Raw genomic sequence first — 17,812 nt, 5'->3', positions numbered from 1 at the left:
GGTGGGGGAGTACAGCGCGTCACCCATGCGGATCGGCGTCTCCAAGACCAGACCAGGGCTCAAGGAAGCCACCCAGGCCGCGCTACAGTGCTTCGGCTGAGCAGGGACCGCGGAGGGAGAATCGTTGCTGCGGAGCAGCTTTCCTGCAGCACGGTTCGCGTTCTTGTGATCAGCTGATGCTTCGAACAGGAGCGGGGATCGGCCGTCATCAACCGGACTGCGCGGAAGTCCAGTCGCAGTGACCGCCGCCCCAGAGAGAGAATCGTGTACTCCCCCCATCGTGTCGCGCGGTGGTGCCCGCTCAAGCGATGAGCAAGCGGAGGCCGAGATCCGCTGTGTCGAGGCCGGCGAGGTCGCTGTTGCGTTCGGCCCACCGGCCGGTACGGAGGTCGTCACCGAGGCTTCGTACCGCCCGCTGCTCGGCGTCCGGCCCGACCCTCGTCCACACTGACATCGCACGACGCACGTGATCCTCCAGATACGCCCCGGGGCGGCGCCAGTACGCCTCGAACAGCCCGTCAGCGCAGTCCCAGGGGACGGGCACCGGCTCAGCGCGGGCGCCGATCGCTTCGGCCATCCCCGCAAGTGAGGGAAATTCCGAGAGGACGGCGGCGAACTCGGGCAGGTAATCGCGGGTAAGCCAGAATCGGTCCTGCCGTCCGGGCTCGTCGGTGTCGAACGTCAGCACCACCACGCGGCGGGCCACGCGCCGCATCTCGCGCAGCCCCGCTATCGGGTCACCCCAGTGGTGAACAGTGGAGACGGCCATCGCGACATCGAAGGAGTGGTCCTCGAACGGCAGGCTCTCCGCGGCGGCGGCCACGCACCGAGCCGAGCCGGCAGGCCGCTGCCCCCGCATGACGGCCGATGGCTCCACCGCGGTCACGTCACGATCGCCAGGCTCGTAGGAGCCGGTGCCGGCCCCGACGTTCAGGACGGTCTGCGCATCGCCGAGCGCGTTCCAGATCTGAGCGGCGATGCGCGGCTCGGTACGCCGCGTCGCGGGGTATGCGCCGCCGATCGCGTCGTACAGCCGGACACCGAGCATCTCCAGTTGCTCCTCCGGTGTCACCATCAATCCGTTCGCCCGTGCCTCGATCTCCCTGTCGATGGCCGCCACCATGGCGTCGACGCGACGGCGCCGCTCCAGCAGCAGGCCGCGGAGTCGGTGCAGGTGCGCGACCGCGTCGGTGGACGAGTCGTCGACCAGCTTCGCCACCTCCCGTAGTCCGAAGCCCAGCCGCCGGTAGGCCAGCACCTCCCGCAGCCGCTCCACGTCGTCCGCCGAGTAGGTCCGGTACCCGGCCGCGGTCCGTCCCAAGGGACGCACGAGGCCGATCTCGTCATAGTGATGCAGGGTGCGGACGCTCACCCCGGCCAGCTCGGCCACGCGTCCCACGGTCCAGTGATGCTCCACGGCATCGACTATGCAGCCTGACGTCACGTGAGGGTCAAGGCCGTTACCCGGCCACCGAGTTCGCGCGAGCGGCCGCCCGCCTTCTCGCGAGCTCCTGGGCGGCCGGAGGGTTCACGGGACGGTGCGCGACCGAGCGGATTTCGTCGCACGGGCCTCCGTCTGAGCCGGCGGGGGAGACGGGGCTGTGCGGCTTCTGCGCTTCCCCGACGGGGAACGCGAAGGTCAGTCGCCGTGACCGGTGCCTCCACTGCCGAAACCGCCGCTCGAGATGCCACGCCATTTGCGCTTCTCCTCGCTCTGCGGATCGGTGTCCGCATCACCGGAGCTCTTCAGGTTGTACGGCATGAGCCGGTGCTCCCCGTCCGTCTGGGGGATCTCGGAGGGCTTGCGGTACTCGGAGACCTCCCCGGGCAGCTGGTCGGTCTCGGGCCGGTGCGGCTGGGAGTCGGGCTCGGGCGGGGGAAGCTCCTTCTTCATCACCCGGACCCCGAACACGAAGGCGCCGATCAGGATGGCGACCACGAGCAAGCCACCGACGACCTGAGCCAGCCCGGACTGCCAGACCCCCGCCGAGAGCACGGACATCTCTGGAAACTGTGTGTGCATGGCTACGATCCGTTCGCTCGACTTCCAGGGCGCGTGGCTCGGGCCCGGCAGAAGCCGGGTCCGATGCCTGCCTCATTCCTCACTTGGGCATGAGAACCGTGTCGATGACGTGCACGGTCGCGTTGGAGGTGTGCACTTCACCGCAGACGATGGTGGCGGTGTCATTGACCTTGTACGAGTCCCCGGAGCCGGACGTGGTCAGCGTGCCGCCTTCCAGCGTCTTGAACGAGCCGTCCGCCAGGTCCGCCTTTGTCACCGGCTGATCGACCACGTGATAGGTAAGGATCTTGGTGAGCATGTCCTTGTCGGCGAGGACTTTGTCGAGATCGCTCTTCGGGATCTTGGCGAAGGCGTCGTTCGTCGGGGCGAACACCGTGATGTCCTTCGCGTTGTTCAGTGTGTCCACCAGACCCGCCTTCTTCACGGCGGCGACCAGGGTGGACAGAGCCGGGTTGTTCGACGCGGCTGTCGCGACGGGGTCGTCAGCCATGCCTTCGACCGAACCCGGACCCTCCTTGGGTACCGATGCACAGCCGGGGCCGAACGGAGTGCCGCCTTCATCGGCTGACGCCTGCGGCGCCAGAGCGACTCCCATGGAGACGGAGAGGGCCGCCGCGGCAAGTGCGGCCGCGACGCGACGTCGGGTGTGCGTGGGGTTCATGGAGTGCTCCTTCCACCGGCCGACCACAGTCGAGCGGCGGCCGTGGATCGGTGGTCCTCATCCAGGTATTCGGTGCGGCGGGGGTGGGCGGATGTGTGCGGAGCCGAGTGTTTTCGAAACGGGCTCCGGATCGAGTCCTGAAGGGCCGCCGATCGGGCTGGTTCAGGACTGCTCAGCCCTGGGCGGGCCGAGCGCCACGTCGTTCCTGGGTCACGCAGCACCTCACCCGCACTGCGCGTCCGTGACGCGAGAGCAGGAGGAGTACTCCTCCGGGAACGTATCCAAAGACCGGCCCCGGCTGCGGACCCTCTTCACCGCCGCCGCAGCGGGCGACCACACGGCCGCGGTGGACCTGCTCAACGCCCCGCTCCTGGAGTTCCCGGTCAGCCCGCAGGTCTCCGGCCACGACCACCTCGACGAGGAGGGTCGGCCGGACTGGCACACGCACCCTTGCCGACCACTCCTCGAACGCCACCACCGGCTACGCGGCCCTCTGTGCCATGGGGCTCGCCTTCCACCTCACGAAGTGCGGCCCCGGCCCCGACCTGTGGGGCGCAGTTCGCGTTCGAGGGCGGACAGGGCGAAGGCGTGTGGGGAGGTGTGCTGCCAGCGGGACCGTCCGAACATCACGTCTTCCGAGAGCCCGCTCAGCATGGCCACGGCCCGGATGGTGAACTCGGGGAGCTCTACGTCGGCGAAGTGTCCCAGCTCCCGGCCCTCACGAAGGATGGCTTCCAGGCGTTCGTCCCAGCCGTCCAGCAGCTCGGTGAGGATGCGCCGGCCCGCTTCGTCGTGGCGCTGGGCAAGTACCTGCGTCCACAGCGCGTAGCGTTCGTCGCCCTGGTGGCTGGGCAGGTAGAAGCGGACGAAGAGGTCCAGCTTCTCGGCAGGAGATACGGCCTGGTCGGCAGCCTGCTGGAACCGGGTCCAGAGGTCGGCCTGGCTCCATGCGAGGACTTCGAGCAGGAGCCGGTCCTTCTTGCCGAAGTGGTAGAGGATGTGCCCGGTGCTCATGCCGGCCCGTGCGGCGATGTCCGACATCCGCAGGGCCGCGGTGCCCTTCTCGGCGATGACGCTGATGGCGGCCCGCATGGCCCGCTCCCGTGCCTCGTCCCCGCTGGGCTGACGTTTCCTGTCGATCGGGACCCGGGCCGCGGGCCGCGAGGTGGTTCCGGTCCCGGCACCAGCCGACCCGGTCGCGCCGTCGGGCGGGGTGCGGTCGGGCACCGAGGGCCCGGTCTCTGACGTCGGCATGAGCTCGCTTTCGGTTCCGAAATCCAGGCCCCAAGTCTAGGTTCCAAGAGTTTAGACCGTTAGTCTAGACTGAAAATCTAGTCAATGCGATGGGGAGTGTGACGGCCGGCTGTGTGCGGTCGCCCCGAGGGCCAGCGGCCCGCCTGCCCTACCCACCACCCAGGAGAGACCCACATGACGCGCGGATTCGATGTCGTGGAGACCTGTATCGCCGACCTGCGCATAGCGCTGGAGAAGGGCGAGACGACCGCGGTAGGGCTGCTCGAGGCCTACCTCGCGCGGATCGACGCGTACGACCGGCCCGGTACGGCCACCGCCCTGAACGCGATGGTCGTGATGAACCCGCACGCCCGGGCGGACGCGGAGGCCTCCGACGCCCGGCGCGCCCGCGGCGAGACGCTGGGCCCGCTGGACGGCATCCCGTACACCGCCAAGGACAGCTACCTCGCCGAGGGGCTCACGGCCGCGTCCGGCTCCCCGGCGTTCGAGCACCTCGTGGCCCAGCGCGACGCCTTCGCCATCGAGCGACTGCGCGCGGGGGGCGCGGTCCTCATCGGCCTGACCAACATGCCGCCGATGGCGAACGGCGGCATGCAGCGCGGCGTGTACGGCCGCGCGGAGAGCCCGTACAGCGCCGACTGGCTCACCAGCGCCTATGGCTCCGGTTCCTCCAACGGCTCCGGTACGGCGACGGCGGCGTCCTTCGGCGCGTTCGGTCTCGGCGAGGAGACCTGGTCCTCGGGCCGTGCCCCCGCTTCGAACAACGCGCTGTGTGCCTACACCCCGAGCCGCGGCGTGATCTCGGTCCGCGGCAACTGGCCGCTCGTACCGACCATGGACGTCGTGGTCCCGCACACCCGCACCATGGCCGACCTGCTCGAACTGCTCGACGTCGTCGTCGCCGACGACCCGCAGACGCGTGGGGACCTGTGGCGCGCGCAGCCGTGGGTGCCGCTGCCCTCGCCGTCGCAGGTACGCCCTGCCTCCTACCCGGCCCTCGCCCCCGCCGACGCCAAGGCCGCCTCCGACGCGCTCGCCGGCAAGCGCGTCGGCGTGCCCCGGATGTACATCAACGCCGATGCCGTCGCCGGAACGAACCCCGACGGAGGAATCGGCGGCCAGACCGGGCAGCGCATCGACACGCGGCCCTCGGTGATCGCGCTGTGGGAGGCCGCCCGTCGCGACCTGGAGGCCGCCGGAGCCGAGGTGGTCGAGGTCGACTTCCCCGTCGTGTCGAACTACGAGTCCGACCGCCCCGGCGCGCCCTCGCTGTTCACCCGTGGACTGGTCGGCCGCGAGTACCTCACCTTCGAGATCGAGGACCTGTCCGCCTGGGCGTGGGACGACTTCCTGCGCGCCAACGGCGACCCGGCGCTCTCCACCCTGGCCGACGTCGACAGCGACCGCATCTGGCCCAAGCAGGAGGGCGAACTGCCCGACCGGTACGACGGTTTCGACGACACGATCAGTGACTACCCCCGCCTTGTACGCGAGCGCCCGTATGCCTCCCTCACCGACATGCCGCACCTCGAGCAGGGGCTGCGCGGTCTTGAGGAGACGCGGCGCGTCGACCTGGAGCTGTGGATGGACGGTCTGGGCCTCGACGCGGTGGTCTTCCCCGCAGTGGCCGACGTGGGCCCCGCGGACATGGACGTCGACGCGGCCTCTGCCGACCTCGGCTGGCGCAACGGCGTCTGGGTCGCCAACGGCAACCTGGTCCCCCGCCACCTCGGCATCCCGACCGTGACCGTGCCCATGGGCACCATGGCCGACATCGGCATGCCCGTCGGGCTGACCTTCGCCGGCCGCGCCTACGACGACAATGCCCTGCTCACCCTTGCGGCAGCCTTCGAGAAGACCGGAAGCCGGCGCATGTCCCCGCCGCGCACGCCGCGCCTGTCGGCGGAGTGACCTGACGGAGCGCTCCGGGCTGATCGCGACAGCCGGCAGCCGACCACACTGCGGGGAGGGCGTGGCATGCGGCCACGCCCTCCCCGCGGTCGGATCAGCGGCCGCCGATCACCCGGGGCAGTTGCGTCAGGGTGTCCGCGATGCGATCGGCGGCCAGGCCACTGCCCTGGGTCGGCTCCGGAGGACCGCCGCCACGTCCGCCGAGAGGCTGCAGCGCGGATGGTGGTGGCCTGCTGCTTGAGGCGGGCGTTCTCCCGGGCGGCGGCCTTGAGCCGGTCATGTGGGCCCGCGGTCTTCTCGGGCGGTTCGGCGCGGGGCGTGTTCAGTTGCTCGGCGTCGTGGGTGACGAGGTCACGCGCGGGCCGGGTAGCCGAAGCGCTTCGCTCCGACGGCCGCTTCGAGGCGGCGCATGCCCGCGCCGACCGCGCCCCCGGGGGTTTGGGGGGTTTAGGTGGGTTGGTTGTGTTGGCGGTTGTCGTAGGCGGTGCGGGCTGCGGTGATTTCGTGTTGGTGGTGTTCGGTCCAGTTGACGAGGGTTTGGATGGTGGTGTGGAGGGTGGTGCCGAGGGGGGTGAGGGTGTAGTCGACGCGTGGGGGGATGACGGGGTGGATGGTGCGGGTGATGAGGCCGTCGCGTTCGAGTTGGCGGAGGGTGACGGTGAGCATGCGGTGGCTGATGCCTTGGATGTTGCGGTGGAGTTCGGAGAAGCGGAGGGTGTGGCGTTCGAGGTGGGCGATGGTGAGGAGGGACCATTTGTCGGCGACGCGGTCGAGGATGTGTCGGACTTCGCAGCCTTGTCGGGTGTCCCATTGGAGGACGTCGTAGTCGTGGTCGGTTCCTGTGCAGTGACCTGGTGACTTTAAAGTGCGTTCTTCCATGGTTGTTCCACGGTGCCGCATGATGCGGGTGGTTACAAGTGGGGACCGGGCCTGGTGTGTTGGCGGCCCGGGGCTGCCGGGCGGCCTGTCGTGTCGGGTGTGTTGCCGGTGGTGGGCGGGTGGGTTCTCACGCGGGCTTCAAGGGGTTTTCAAGCGGTCTCGTTTAGGAATGCGGCTGGTTCCCCTTTTTGTTGTTCCCTTCGCGTGCAAGGAGAAATTCTGTGTCCACACTGCCATCCCCCTCGGGCAGCGGTACCGACCGCATGAGCGGGCGCGCGTGGGGCGTGCTGTTCGTGCTGTGTGGCGCGATCTTCCTCGAGGGTATTGATGTGGCGATGCTGAATGTGGCGTTGCCGTCGATCCGTGAGGATCTGGACATGTCGACGGGCATGCTCCAGTGGGTGATGAGCGCCTATGTCCTGGGTTACGGCGGGTTCATGCTGCTGGGCGGGCGGGCGGCGGATCTGTTCGGGCGTCGTCAGATGTTCGTGTTCTGGCTCGTGGTGTTCTTGTTGTTCTCGGGTCTGGGCGGGTTCGCGACCGAGGGCTGGATGCTGATCGTGGCCCGTTTCGTGACGGGTGTGGCGGCGGCGTTCATGACGCCGGCGGGTCTGTCGATCATCACGACGAGTTTCGATGAGGGTCCGCAGCGCAACAAGGCTCTGCTGGTGTATTCGGGTACGGCCGCGGGCGGGTTCTCGATCGGTCTGGTCGTGGGTGGTCTGCTGGCCGCGATCAACTGGCGGTGGGTGTTCTTCGCTCCGGTGATCCTGTCGCTGCTGATCCTGATCGCGGCGGTGGTGCTGATTCCGAAGTCGGCGCGTCCGGACCGTACGGGTCAGGGTGTGGACCTGGCGGGTGCGGTCAGTGTGACCGGCGGCATCCTGCTCCTGGTCTTCGGTGTCGAGCGTGCCACGCACGTGTCGGCGGCGTGGACGGCCGGGACGATCGGGGCGAGTCTGGTGCTGTTCCTGGTGTTCGTCGCGGTCGAGCGGAAGTCGTCCTCGCCGCTGGTGCGTCTGGGGATCTTCCGTAACGGGTCGCTGGTCCGCGCGAATCTGGCGGGCATGCTGTTCGCGGCGGGGTTCTTCGGTTTCCAGTTCATCGCGGTGCTCTACCTGCAGGAGCTGCGTGGCTGGTCGACGCTGCAGACCAGTTTCGCGCTGATCGTCATCGGTGTGGACGCGGTGCTGTCGCCGACGCTGACTCCGAAGCTGGTGGCCAGGTTCGGCAACGCCCGGGTGATCTTCGGCGGTCTGCTGCTGGCCGCGTTGTCCTACGCCCTGTTCCTGCCGGTGGGTGCGGACTGGACGTATCTGGCGATGTTCCCGAGCCTGATCATTCTGGGTCTGGCGTTCTCCCTGGCCTACGGTCCGCTGACGATCGTGGCGACCGACGGGATCGCGGAGGAGGAGCAGGGTGTGGCCGGCGGTCTGCTGTACACGTCCTTCCAGTTCGGTGCGGCGCTGGGTCTGTCCTCGGTGGCCGCGGTGAACATCGCGGCCACCGAGGGGACGTCGCCGGCGGCTCTGCTGGACGGCTACCAGGCCGCTCTGGTCGTGCCGCTGGTCGCCGCGCTGGTCGCCGCGTTCATCAGTGCCTTCGGTCTGCGCAGCCGGGCCGGGGCCGAGGACGCCGGGCCCGTTCCGGCGGAGGTTCCCGGCCCGGCCGAGCGGGTCGAGGCCTCGAGGTGACTCCGGTCGCGCCTGCGGCCGTCCCCGCCGCAGGCGCAACCGCCCCGGGTGCGGTGCGGCCGGCCCGGCCGTTGTACCTGTAGTCCCGTAGTCCCGTAGTCCCGTAGTACCTGTAGTCCCGTAGTACCTGTAGTCCCGTAGTACCTGTAGTCCCGCGCGCGCGTCGCTTCCGCAGGGGTGCGGAATCCTTCCGCACTCTCCGTACTCTCCGCGCGTGTGAGCGGCATTGCCCCGGCGACCGTGCCCCGGTCGGCCGGGGCAATGCCCTTTCCCGGCCTCCCGGCCGGCCCGGTCTCCCGGCCTCCCGGCGAACCCGGTCTCCTGGCGAACCCGGTCTCCTGGCGCACCCGGCCGACCTGGGCTCCCGGCTAACCCGGTCTCCTGGCCGACATGGATTCCCGGTCGGGGGCCGGGTTGTGCTGGTTTCGTGGTGGCTGGGGGCCGGTGGGCCGCCAGGTCGTGCTGTTTCTCTTCCGTGTGGGGGCCTGGCCCGTTCCTTTCCTGTCCTGCCGTTGCTCCGCCCCCGCTCTCCCGGTGCTCCCTCCCTGCTCTCCCGGTCCTCGGTCCCTGTTCTCCCCGGTTTTCCCTGACCGCTGTCCCGTTCTTCTCTTCTCTTCCTGTTCTTCCTGTTCTTTCTGCTGTTACGGTCCGTGCGGTCTTCCCTTCCTTCCCTCCTGGTCTTTTCTCCTGGTCTTCTCTTCTGGTTTTCTCCTTGGTCTTTCCGGGCTTGGCCGGCCTTCTGGTGTTTCTGGGGTTCTCTGTTTTTGTGGTCTGTTTGTGCGGTTGGCCGGGGGTGGGTTTCCGGTGTGGGGCGGTCATTTTTTGGTAACCGGCTGTCCGGGATGGTTTCGGGGTTTTCGGGAGTGCCGGGTTACCTGTGCGTGAGTGTGGTTTTGCGAGAATACGAATGCCCGTCGGCGCAGAGGAAGCGCGCCGTAAAGTTGCTGCGGCAAAGTTTCTGAGGAGTCAGGATGACCACGACCGACAGTGCCGTCACCGCGGTGCTGGACGAGGTGACAGGCCTCGTCGACACGCTTCGCAAGAGCGGGCCCGAGGCCGAGGAGCGTCGCTGGATCCCGGACGAGAACATCGAGCTCCTCGACAAGGCCGGTGTGTACCGTCTGGCGGTCCCGAAGCGTTTCGGTGGCCTTGAGGCCCCGGTCGCCGATCAGGTCAGGATTCTGGGTGAGATAGCCCGGGCGGACACGGCCACGGGCTGGGTGTCGATGATCTGGGTGTCTTCGGCCTGGGTTCCCAGCCTGTTCCCCGACAAGGCGCAGGAGGAGGTGTACGCGGGTGGTGCGGTGCGTGTCTCGACCGGTTTCACGCCTTCGGGGACTCTGACGGCGGCCGAGGACGGCTCGTACACGCTCAGTGGTTCGTGGAAGTGGCTCTCCGGTGCCCGTGGTGCGAACTGGGCGCTGCTGTCGGCGCTGCTCGTCGGTCCGGACGGGACGCCTGCTCCGTTCGCGGCTCTGGTTCCCTTCAGCGAGCTGTCCATCGCCGACGACTGGCACGCCGCGTACGGGGCGGGCACGGGCAGTTCGACGGCGACCGCCGAGAACGTGTCGGTTCCGGCGCACCGGGTGGCCAGCCTGATCGAGATCCTCGGCGGTACCACCGGCTCCCGGGCGAACACCGGTGCCACCGGCCGTAACTACGCCTTCGTGCCGTTCTTCATGGCTCAGGGCGCGTCGGCCTACATCGGGATCGCCAAGGGTGCCTACGAGCTGTTCCTGGACCGGCTCCCGGGCCGGGGTATCACCTACACCTCCTGGACCGACCAGAGTCAGTCCCCGGTCACCCAGATCCAGGTCGCGATCGCCGCGAACAAGATCGCGGCGGCCGAGGCGCTCCAGGACAACTGGCTGCGCCGGCTGCAGGAGCACGCGGACGCCGGGACGGGTCCGTCGGTGGAGGAGCGGGCCGCGGCCCGTGGCACGGCCGCTTTCGCCATCCAGCTGGCGAAGGAGGCGGTCGACGAGCTGTTCGAGGCGAGCGGCGCGTCGGTGATCCTGCGTGATGTGCCGTTCCAGCGCTACCACCGCGACATCCGGGGCCTGGCCCTGCACGCCCTGTTCGCGTTCAACACCAACCAGGAAGTCCACGGACGGGCCATCCTCGGGCTCGCCCCCGACACCCCGTTCCTCTAACCGGTCCCGCCGGCCGGCCCGGACACCCCCTCCTCCGTGTGCCGGCCGGCCGCAGGGCCCGGTGGCCCGCCGTCACGGGTGGCCGCAACGCCTCCGGCCCACCGCGCTACTCCCGCCGGGGCCGGGGCGCTTCGGCCACCGGAGGCTTCCGGAAGGCTTTTGGAGGGCCGCCGGTCTGCCGGAGCTCTCCGGCCGCTGTTCGAACGGCGCCGGTCGGCTGGTGTCCTTGCGGCCACGGGAAGGGCTTCGGCCGGCCGGTGCACTCAGGCCGGCCGCCGTAGCGCTTGGGCTGTCGTGGCGCTGTGGTCCTCGCCGTGGCGTGGTGCTCTGGCCGGAGGGTGTCCTGTTCCTCGCAGCGACTGCGGTGACCGTGACACTCCTACCGGCTCGAACAGTTCCGGCAGAACGGGCACTGCGGCCTCCGGAACGCTCCGGCCATCGCGGTGCTCCGGTCGCCGCCGTGCTCCGGTCACGGGAGCCGCTCCGCTCACCAGGCACCCTGGCCACCCGGGGTGCCCCGGCGGCCGCAACGCCCAGGCGCCCGTGACGCTTCGGCCACCGGGAGGCTCCGTCTGCCGGGGTGCCCCCGGCGGCCGCAACGCCCAGGCATTCGTGATGCTTTGCCCCCCGGGTGGCTCCGCCTGCCCGGGGGTTCCGGTCACCGGGGTGCTTCGTCCCGCGGAACGCCCCTGCTGCCGCAGCGCTTTGCCCACCGGGGCGCTCCGGTCACCATGGGCCGCCGGGCACCGTGGGACTCCGGGCACCGGGGTCCTCCGGTCCCGCCGTGGGACTCCGGTCACCGGCGCGCTGTGGTCACCGGGGGACTTCGGTCACTGTGGTGCTTCGCGGTCCTGGTAGCTCCGGTGCTTGTGGCGTTCCGGTCACCGGGGCGCTTCGGGTAAGTGCTCGTGGCGTTCTGGATACCGGGGTGCTGCGGTTGCCGGGCGCTTGCCCGGGCCGGCCGGAGTGCTGCGGGCCGGCGTGCGTCTTCGGCTGTCGTGCTGCTCCGGCCCGCCGCGGTCCGACCCGCCTCGCCGCGGGTCCTCGCCCTGCCGTGCCGCGGTGGTGCGTGGGGCCCTCGCCCCTGCTGCGCCGCGGGGTCCTCGGCCCGGTGTGTTGTGCCGGGTGGCCGGGTGGCCGGGTGGCCGGGTGTTTGGGCGGTCTTCATGTTCTGGCCGGCTGGGCCGTCCGCGTGTGCGGACGGCCCGGTTTCGTCCATCCCTCTCTGTTCAGGAAGGCTCGATTGCCATGACCGACACCACCGTTCTCGTCCTCGGCGGTACGGGTAAGACCGGCCGCCGTGTCGTGAACCGGCTGAAGGAGCGCGGGGTCACCGTCCGTGCGGCCAGCCGTTCGGGTGACGTCCGTTTCGACTGGGACGATGTGAATACCTGGGAGCCCGCGCTCGCGGGTGTTGATGTCGCTTATCTGGTGGATGCGCAGGACAAGCCCGGTGTCTGGGACGCCGAGGCCGCGCTGCGTGAGCTGTCCGGGCTCGCTGTGGCCCGCAGGGTCCGCCGGCTGGTGCTGTTGCAGGCCCGGGTGAGTGAGCCGGTGGGCGGGAAGTCGCTGATAGCCGGTGAGCGTGCGGTGAAGGAGTCCGGTGCGGAGTGGACGGTGCTGCGGCCGAACTGGTTCTTCCAGAACTTCGACGAGGGCGTGCTGCTGGACGGGGTGCGTTCCGGTGAGCTGTCGCTGCCCGCGGGATCGGGCCGTGAGCCGTTCGTCGACACCGAGGACGTCGCCGCCGTCGCGGTCGAGGCCCTGCTGGGCGACGGTCATGCCGGACAGACCTACGAGCTGAGCGGTGCCCGGGCCCTGACTCTGGACGAGGCGGTGAAGGAGATCGCCCAGGCCACCGGCCGGGACATCCGCTACGTTCCCGTCGAGCACCAGGCCTATGTCGAGGAGCTCGTCGGTTACGACGTGCCCGCCGACTACGCGCTCTTCGTCGCCGATCTCGTCGCGCAGATCCGTGACAACAAGAACGCCACGCCCACCGACACCGTCCGGCGGGTGCTGGGCCGTGAACCCCGCGACTTCTCCGACTTCGTCAAGGACGCCGCCGCGCGCGGCGTGTGGAACGTCTGACCCCACCCCCGGGGTGCCTGGCGCCCCTGGTGTCCGTACGGGTGCCCGTCCGGCTGCTTTCCTGACAGGAACGCGGACGGGCGGGCACCCCCCTTTTTTTTGCGGGCGCCTGCCTGGTGAGGGTCTGCCGGTGCGCGGTGAGGGGCTGCCGGCGTGGTCCGGGCCGCGGCCGGATCGTGGGTGGCGGTGGCGGTGGCGGTGGCGGTGCCGGTGGTGGTGTGGCGGAAGGGTGGGGTGCCGGTCCCGGCGGGGCGGGTCTGGAAGGTGAGGCGCGCCCGGTGTCTGTCCGGCGAAGCCGCCTGCCGGTGAACCTCCGGCCCCGTGGGGTGAACGGCCTGTCGGGAGCGGTCGCGTTCACAGGCCGTTTCTCGTGTTCGGCGAAGAGCTGGCACAGCGGCCGCGCGAGCAGCCCTGCGCGCGGGCGGGCGCCGTGACGGCCGGGCCCGACGCAGGCGCAGACCGCGGAGTGCGGCACCGCGCAGCCACCTGGCCGCCGCGGGTGCGACAGCTGTTTGTGGCGGGGGTATTTCACCGGTGGGGCGGTCGGACTGTCCGGCGGCGCCTGGTTCGGCGAGTTCCGGCACGTCGCAGGACCGGGCGTCGGGGGCCTTGAGCGCACCCTGCTCACGAGAGGTGAACGAGAACCCGGACCAGGGGCAGACCGGACACGGTCCGCCGGGGGCGGGCGATCTGTCGGAACTCCTCATTCCTGCGCGCGTGGAGCGTGACAGCCATCGCGCGCGTTCCCGCTTCTGCGCGCGGTCGGGTCGGCGCACCGGACGGTCACGGCTTGTGGACTATGTTGGGCGGATGACTACCGGGAAGGCCTTGCGCCGCACACGGATGGGTGACCCGGCGCTTCTCTGAGCGCCGTACGGGCCGGTGCGGGCCCGCTGCTCGACCCAGGATCCTTCGCTGCCGCGCGGGCTCCGCCTCGTCGTGTTGATCACAGGCTCCACACATCAACCACGACAGGAGAAGTCATGCACACCACGACGCTGCGGATTCCCACCGCGGACGGGCACGCCGATGCGTTCGCCGCCTTCCCCGGCGACGCCGGGCAGCACCCGGGGGTACTGATGTACGCGGACGGCTTCGGCATCCGTCCCGTGCTGCGGGAGATGGCCCGCGAACTGGCCGGGCACGGGTACTACGTACTCGTCCCCAATCTCTTCTACCGGCACGGCCCGGCACCGGTGGTCGAGCTTCCCGAGCACATCGCAGAAGAGGCCCGGCCCGCGATCTTCGACCAGTTGATGCCCTTGATCGAGGCACACACCGCCGAGCGTGTTCTGAGCGACGCCGACGCCTATCTCAGGTTCCTCTCCCTCCAGCCCGAGGCCGGTGCCGGCCCGGTCGCGGTGACCGGCTACTGCATAGGCGGCCTGCTGGCGATGCGCACCGCCGCTGCCCACCCCGGCCACGTCGCGGCCGTCGCCGCGTTCCACGGCCCCGTGGGCGCCGACGGCCCCGGCCTCTTCTCCGGGCTCACCGCCCAGGTCCACCTCGGTCACGCCGAAGGCGACATGACACCCCAGGCCCTCGGCGAGCTCAACCACGCCCTGGACACCGCGGGCGTCAGCCACACCTCCGAGATCTACCCCGGCACCGTCCACGGCTTCACCATGTCCGACACCGACGCCTTCAGCGCCTTCGGGCTCAAGCGTCACTGGGACCGGCTCCTCCCTCTCCTGGACCGCACCCTGGGCCACAGCTGAGGCTCCGGGCCAGGAACCAGACCTGAGGACCTGACGACCTGACGTACTCGGCTCCGCGCCTGCCGGCCCGTACCGCCCGGCGCCGCACCCGCACCCGCACCCGATCGAGAACGACCGGTGATCCACCACCGCCGCAGGGCCGCCCTCGCCGCCGGCGGGGCGCCCCCGCCGCCACGGGGCCGCCCCCGCCGTCGCAGGACTGTCCCCGTGGTCGCGGGGCCGCCCCCGTCCTCACTGGTGCGGGGGCCGCCCTCGCTCCGGCCGGGCCGGGTGCGGCCCTCGCTCCGGCCGGGCCGGGTGCGGTCCTGTCCGGTTCCGGCGGCAGTGCCGGGACCTGCTGCGGGCAGGCCCTGCTCACGCGGCGGGGTGAAGCCGTGAAGCCGGCGCCGAGGATTGCGGGCCGTCCCCCCCCGGGCCGGATGCCGAGTCCGGTGACACAGGCCAAGGGCGCTGATTTACGGGTGCCTTGGGCGGCCCGGGTCGGGTAGCGTGCGCGCCATGTCGAGTCCTGAGTCAGACAAGGTGGGGGCTTTCGGTCACGCCGTCAGCCCCCTTTAACTCCCGGCCACTGTCGTCGCACCGCGTTCCGCGGTGGGACGAGTGTGCCCTCGGGGCCGGCCGCGGTGACGAGAGACGACTGTCTCGTACCTTCTCCTCACCCCGGAGCCTTCGATGCCTCTCCCGCTCTACCTGCTTGCCGTGGCGGTCTTCGCCATGGGCACCTCGGAATTCATGCTCGCCGGCCTGCTGGCGGACATCGCCGCGGACTTCGGCGTCACCGTCGCCACCGCAGGCATGCTCACCCCGGCCTTCGCCGTCGGCATGATCGCCGGCGCTCCCGTGGTGGCCGCCCTCGCCCGCAACTGGCCCAGGCGCTCCAGCCTTCTCGGATTCGTCCTCGCCTTCGCCGCCGCTCACGCCGTGGGCGCCGTCACCACCAGCTTCACGATCCTGTTCGCCACCCGCGTTCTTGCCGCGCTCGCGAACGCAGGGTTCCTGGCCGTCGCTCTGACGGCCGCCGCCACGCTGGTTCCGGCCGGCAGGAAGGGACGTGCACTGGCCGTGCTGCTGTCAGGAACGACGCTGGCCACGATTGCCGGTGTCCCCGGCGGGTCGCTGCTCGGCACCGTGTTCGGCTGGCGGTCCGCGTTCTGGGCCGTCGCCGCTCTCTGCCTGCCGGCGGCCCTCGGCATTCTGCTGGGCATCTCCGCGAAACGGGTGAAGGCGCAGAGGACGGGCGGGCCCGCCCTGCGAGCGGAACTCGCCCTGCTCACCAGGCCGCGGCTGCTCCTGGCCATGCTGCTCGGCGCGCTCGTGAACGCGGCGACGTTCGCAAGCTTCACCTTCCTCGCCCCCGTCGTGACCGGCGCAGCCGGGCTCGACAAGCTGTGGATCCCTGTGGTTCTGGTCCTCTTCGGCGCCGGCTCCTTCGCGGGCGTCACCCTCGCCGGCCGGCTCTCCGACCGGCACCCCGGCCTGGTCCTCGCAGCCGGCGGCCCGCTGTTGCTCATCGGCTGGCCGGTGCTGGCGGTACTGGCCGACCAGCCGGTCGCCCTGTGCATCCTCGTGTTCGTCCAGGGCGCCCTGTCCTTCGCGCTGGGCAGCACGTTGATCACCCGGGTCCTCTACGAGGCAGCCGAAGCCCCCACCATGAACGGCTCGTATGCGACCGTGGCACTCAACGCCGGCGCCGCCGTCGGACCCCTCGTCGCCGCGGCCACCCTCACCACCCGGGCCGGAGTCCTCGGGCCGCTGTGGGCGAGCGGGCTCATGACCGCCGCCGCGCTGCTCATCGCGTTCCCCCTGCGCACCACGGCCGCGGCCGGGGCCGGGGCCGGAGGAAGCACCGAGGTGCTCCCCGGCTGAACCGGCACCGGGCCGCGCCTGACGACTGGTCACCGAACGGGGACGTGATGCCCGGCGCAGTGTTCTTGCCGCGCCGGCATCGGCCGGAGAGTCTGGGGCGATGCCAGGACAAGCGAAGAGGAAACGGCGGCAGGAGGCGGAGAGTCGGCGGACGGCTGCTCGCACCGCGCCTGACGCAGGGCAGTGGGAAGAAGTCCTTGAGACACAGGACCAGGCAGAGCTGCGCGCGTACGCGCGGCGACTGCGACAGGCGGGGACCGACGCATCACTCATCCGGATCGACACGCTGTGCCGACGTCCGGCGGAGCGGAGCACATACCGGCTGAGCCGGTTCGTGGAGAACACCGCCCGCGAGCCGGACCGAGAGGTCCCTGATCACTGATCCCGTGGCGGGCCGTGGTGAGCCGACGGACACGACGCGGGAGCGGACCGAGCCCCCTGCCTGCCACGCACGCACGCACGCACGTGCGCACGTACGCACGGACGGGCGGGCGGCGGGCGGGCGGGCAGACGTGCGGGCGGGCGGGTGGAAGTTGCTGTGCGTGGCGTGACCATGGCCCGGTGGTCGGCGGTGCGCTGTGGCGGCTGCGGACCGGGACGCCGTGGTGTGATCTCCCGGAGCGGTACGGGCGGGCCCTGGCAAGCGGACGACGAACGGTCCCCCCGGGGAAGCGGACAGGGCCGGGGCGGGCGACGTTGCCGGAGCACGTTCCCGCCCGTGCCGACGCGATGGGCCGGACCGGGTGGACCGCCACCGCCGGCTTCACCTCCAAGGACTCACCTCGCTGCCGACGGCCGGGACCTGCCGCTGCCGATCGTGCTCACTGCGGGCAACGACCACGCCGACGACGCCTCCGGCCAGGCCCTCGGCGAAACCCGCCTCCCGCGCCGCCACGCAGGAGGAACGTTCCCACTTCCTCCGGCAGCCGTACCGGCAGCCACACCTGCAGCTGCGCCCCGGGCTCCGCGAGGTGGCGTCGCCGAGCTTGGTCTTCAAGGCCGGACCGGGCCGGGCCGGTGGCGACATGCGGCAGGGTCACCGACCGCCCCGAGCCAAACCGATGGCACCGACAGCCCTCCGGCGACAAGACTGCGCCGGTGAACACCCTGCCACCGCCGCCCGGCCCGCTCCTCCTGCCGGTACGGGACCCGCGCGCCCGCGACCTCGTACTCGACCATGCGGACATGCACGCCCTGGTTGCCGACCTGGTTCTGCCGGGCGGCGCGTCGATGTACGTCATGAGCGCGATGGAAACCTCCCGCGAGCTCATCCGGCACTCCTGTTTCCGCTACGAGTTCGCCACCGTCGCCGTCACGCATTCCCTGTTCGCCCTGGAGCACGTCCTCGCCGAGCGTCTGGCCACGAACGAGCCGCTCCACGACCTGATCGAGCGGGCCGCCGACGCAGGGCTCATCACGGCCGGACTCGCCGCCGAACTCGACCGCAGCCGACTGCTGCGCGACGGACTCACACAGGGCGCCGAGTCGAGTGCCGCCCTCCGCCCGATCCAGGCCGTCGCCATGGTGCGTGCCGTCTTCGACGCCGTCTCCCTGCTCCTTCG

General features: G+C 70.5%; 11 protein-coding genes and 2 pseudogenes. 8 read left to right on the top strand and 5 right to left on the bottom strand.

The window, feature by feature from the left end; translation table 11 throughout:
* Positions 1-301: 301 nt before the first annotated feature.
* The 3 genes from IE311_RS29685 to IE311_RS29675 form a co-directional block, all read right to left on the bottom strand.
* Entirely contained in the window at positions 302-1,399 is a 1,098-nt protein-coding gene (locus IE311_RS29685; protein WP_189834976.1) for a MerR family transcriptional regulator, read from the bottom strand.
* Positions 1,400-1,639: 240 nt separating this feature from the next.
* A complete protein-coding gene (locus IE311_RS29680; RefSeq protein WP_229902245.1) occupies positions 1,640-2,002 on the bottom strand; it encodes a DUF6479 family protein in 363 nt (120 codons plus the stop codon).
* Positions 2,003-2,102: 100 nt separating this feature from the next.
* Positions 2,103-2,684 carry a fasciclin domain-containing protein gene (locus IE311_RS29675; protein ID WP_189834923.1) on the bottom strand — a complete coding sequence of 194 codons (582 nt, stop codon included), beginning with the start codon at positions 2,682-2,684 and terminating at the stop codon, positions 2,103-2,105.
* Between the two features lie 289 nt (positions 2,685-2,973).
* On the opposite strand from IE311_RS29675, the pseudogene IE311_RS36915 reads away from it, so the two are divergent.
* Positions 2,974-3,217 (top strand): annotated as a pseudogene (locus IE311_RS36915) (ABATE domain-containing protein); the annotation flags it as partial.
* Here IE311_RS36915 and IE311_RS29670 read toward each other — a convergent pair.
* On the bottom strand, positions 3,204-3,938 hold the full coding sequence (locus IE311_RS29670; protein WP_229902244.1) for a TetR/AcrR family transcriptional regulator: 735 nt from the start codon (positions 3,936-3,938) through the stop codon (positions 3,204-3,206). The pseudogene IE311_RS36915 and the gene IE311_RS29670 overlap by 14 nt on opposite strands.
* A 174-nt stretch (positions 3,939-4,112) precedes the next feature.
* Here IE311_RS29670 and IE311_RS29665 point away from each other — a divergent pair, with 174 nt between their 5' ends.
* On the top strand, positions 4,113-5,849 hold the full coding sequence (locus IE311_RS29665; RefSeq protein ID WP_189834922.1) for an amidase: 1,737 nt from the start codon (positions 4,113-4,115) through the stop codon (positions 5,847-5,849).
* Positions 5,850-6,296: 447 nt separating this feature from the next.
* Here the strand turns inward: IE311_RS29665 and IE311_RS29660 are convergent, their stop codons facing one another.
* Positions 6,297-6,728 carry a winged helix-turn-helix transcriptional regulator gene (locus IE311_RS29660; RefSeq protein ID WP_189834921.1) on the bottom strand — a complete coding sequence of 144 codons (432 nt, stop codon included), beginning with the start codon at positions 6,726-6,728 and terminating at the stop codon, positions 6,297-6,299.
* A gap of 263 nt (positions 6,729-6,991) precedes the next feature.
* On the opposite strand from IE311_RS29660, the gene IE311_RS29655 reads away from it, so the two are divergent.
* The 6 genes and pseudogenes from IE311_RS29655 to IE311_RS29630 form a co-directional block, all read left to right on the top strand.
* Positions 6,992-8,422 (top strand): MFS transporter, encoded by a 1,431-nt coding sequence (locus IE311_RS29655; protein ID WP_189834974.1) that lies wholly within the window; start codon positions 6,992-6,994, stop codon positions 8,420-8,422.
* A 971-nt stretch (positions 8,423-9,393) separates the two neighbouring features.
* Positions 9,394-10,575 (top strand): acyl-CoA dehydrogenase family protein, encoded by a 1,182-nt coding sequence (locus IE311_RS29650; protein WP_189834920.1) that lies wholly within the window; start codon positions 9,394-9,396, stop codon positions 10,573-10,575.
* A 1,248-nt stretch (positions 10,576-11,823) separates the two neighbouring features.
* Positions 11,824-12,666: an NmrA family NAD(P)-binding protein gene (locus IE311_RS29645; protein ID WP_189834919.1), complete on the top strand. Its 843-nt coding sequence runs from the start codon at positions 11,824-11,826 to the stop codon at positions 12,664-12,666.
* Between the two features lie 983 nt (positions 12,667-13,649).
* The gene (locus IE311_RS29640) at positions 13,650-14,384 is read left to right on the top strand and encodes a dienelactone hydrolase family protein (RefSeq protein WP_189834918.1); all 735 of its coding nucleotides are present in this window, start codon (positions 13,650-13,652) and stop codon (positions 14,382-14,384) included.
* 672 nt (positions 14,385-15,056) lie between these two features.
* Positions 15,057-16,250, top strand: a complete 1,194-nt coding sequence (locus IE311_RS29635) for a Cmx/CmrA family chloramphenicol efflux MFS transporter (RefSeq protein ID WP_189834917.1) — start codon at positions 15,057-15,059, stop codon at positions 16,248-16,250.
* 1,098 nt (positions 16,251-17,348) lie between these two features.
* Positions 17,349-17,812 (top strand): annotated as a pseudogene (locus IE311_RS29630) (hypothetical protein); the annotation flags it as partial.

This window comes from Streptomyces zaomyceticus, assembly GCF_014656215.1.
GTDB lineage: Bacteria > Actinomycetota > Actinomycetes > Streptomycetales > Streptomycetaceae > Streptomyces > Streptomyces zaomyceticus.
Note: the sequence above shows the minus strand (reverse complement) of the source record. Positions and strands in the feature narration are given on the sequence as shown.

What these genes read in the sequence shown, in the direction of transcription:
- IE311_RS29680 (WP_229902245.1), bottom strand. Translation starts at nt 2,002, where the DNA reads ATGTCCGTGCTCTCGGCGGGGGTCTGGCAGTCCGGGCTGGCTCAGGTC.
- IE311_RS29675 (WP_189834923.1), bottom strand. Translation starts at nt 2,684, where the DNA reads ATGAACCCCACGCACACCCGACGTCGCGTCGCGGCCGCACTTGCCGCG.
- IE311_RS29670 (WP_229902244.1), bottom strand. Translation starts at nt 3,938, where the DNA reads ATGCCGACGTCAGAGACCGGGCCCTCGGTGCCCGACCGCACCCCGCCC.
- IE311_RS29665 (WP_189834922.1), top strand. Translation starts at nt 4,113, where the DNA reads ATGACGCGCGGATTCGATGTCGTGGAGACCTGTATCGCCGACCTGCGC.
- IE311_RS29660 (WP_189834921.1), bottom strand. Translation starts at nt 6,728, where the DNA reads ATGGAAGAACGCACTTTAAAGTCACCAGGTCACTGCACAGGAACCGAC.
- IE311_RS29655 (WP_189834974.1), top strand. Translation starts at nt 6,992, where the DNA reads ATGAGCGGGCGCGCGTGGGGCGTGCTGTTCGTGCTGTGTGGCGCGATC.
- IE311_RS29650 (WP_189834920.1), top strand. Translation starts at nt 9,394, where the DNA reads ATGACCACGACCGACAGTGCCGTCACCGCGGTGCTGGACGAGGTGACA.
- IE311_RS29645 (WP_189834919.1), top strand. Translation starts at nt 11,824, where the DNA reads ATGACCGACACCACCGTTCTCGTCCTCGGCGGTACGGGTAAGACCGGC.
- IE311_RS29640 (WP_189834918.1), top strand. Translation starts at nt 13,650, where the DNA reads ATGCACACCACGACGCTGCGGATTCCCACCGCGGACGGGCACGCCGAT.
- IE311_RS29635 (WP_189834917.1), top strand. Translation starts at nt 15,057, where the DNA reads ATGCCTCTCCCGCTCTACCTGCTTGCCGTGGCGGTCTTCGCCATGGGC.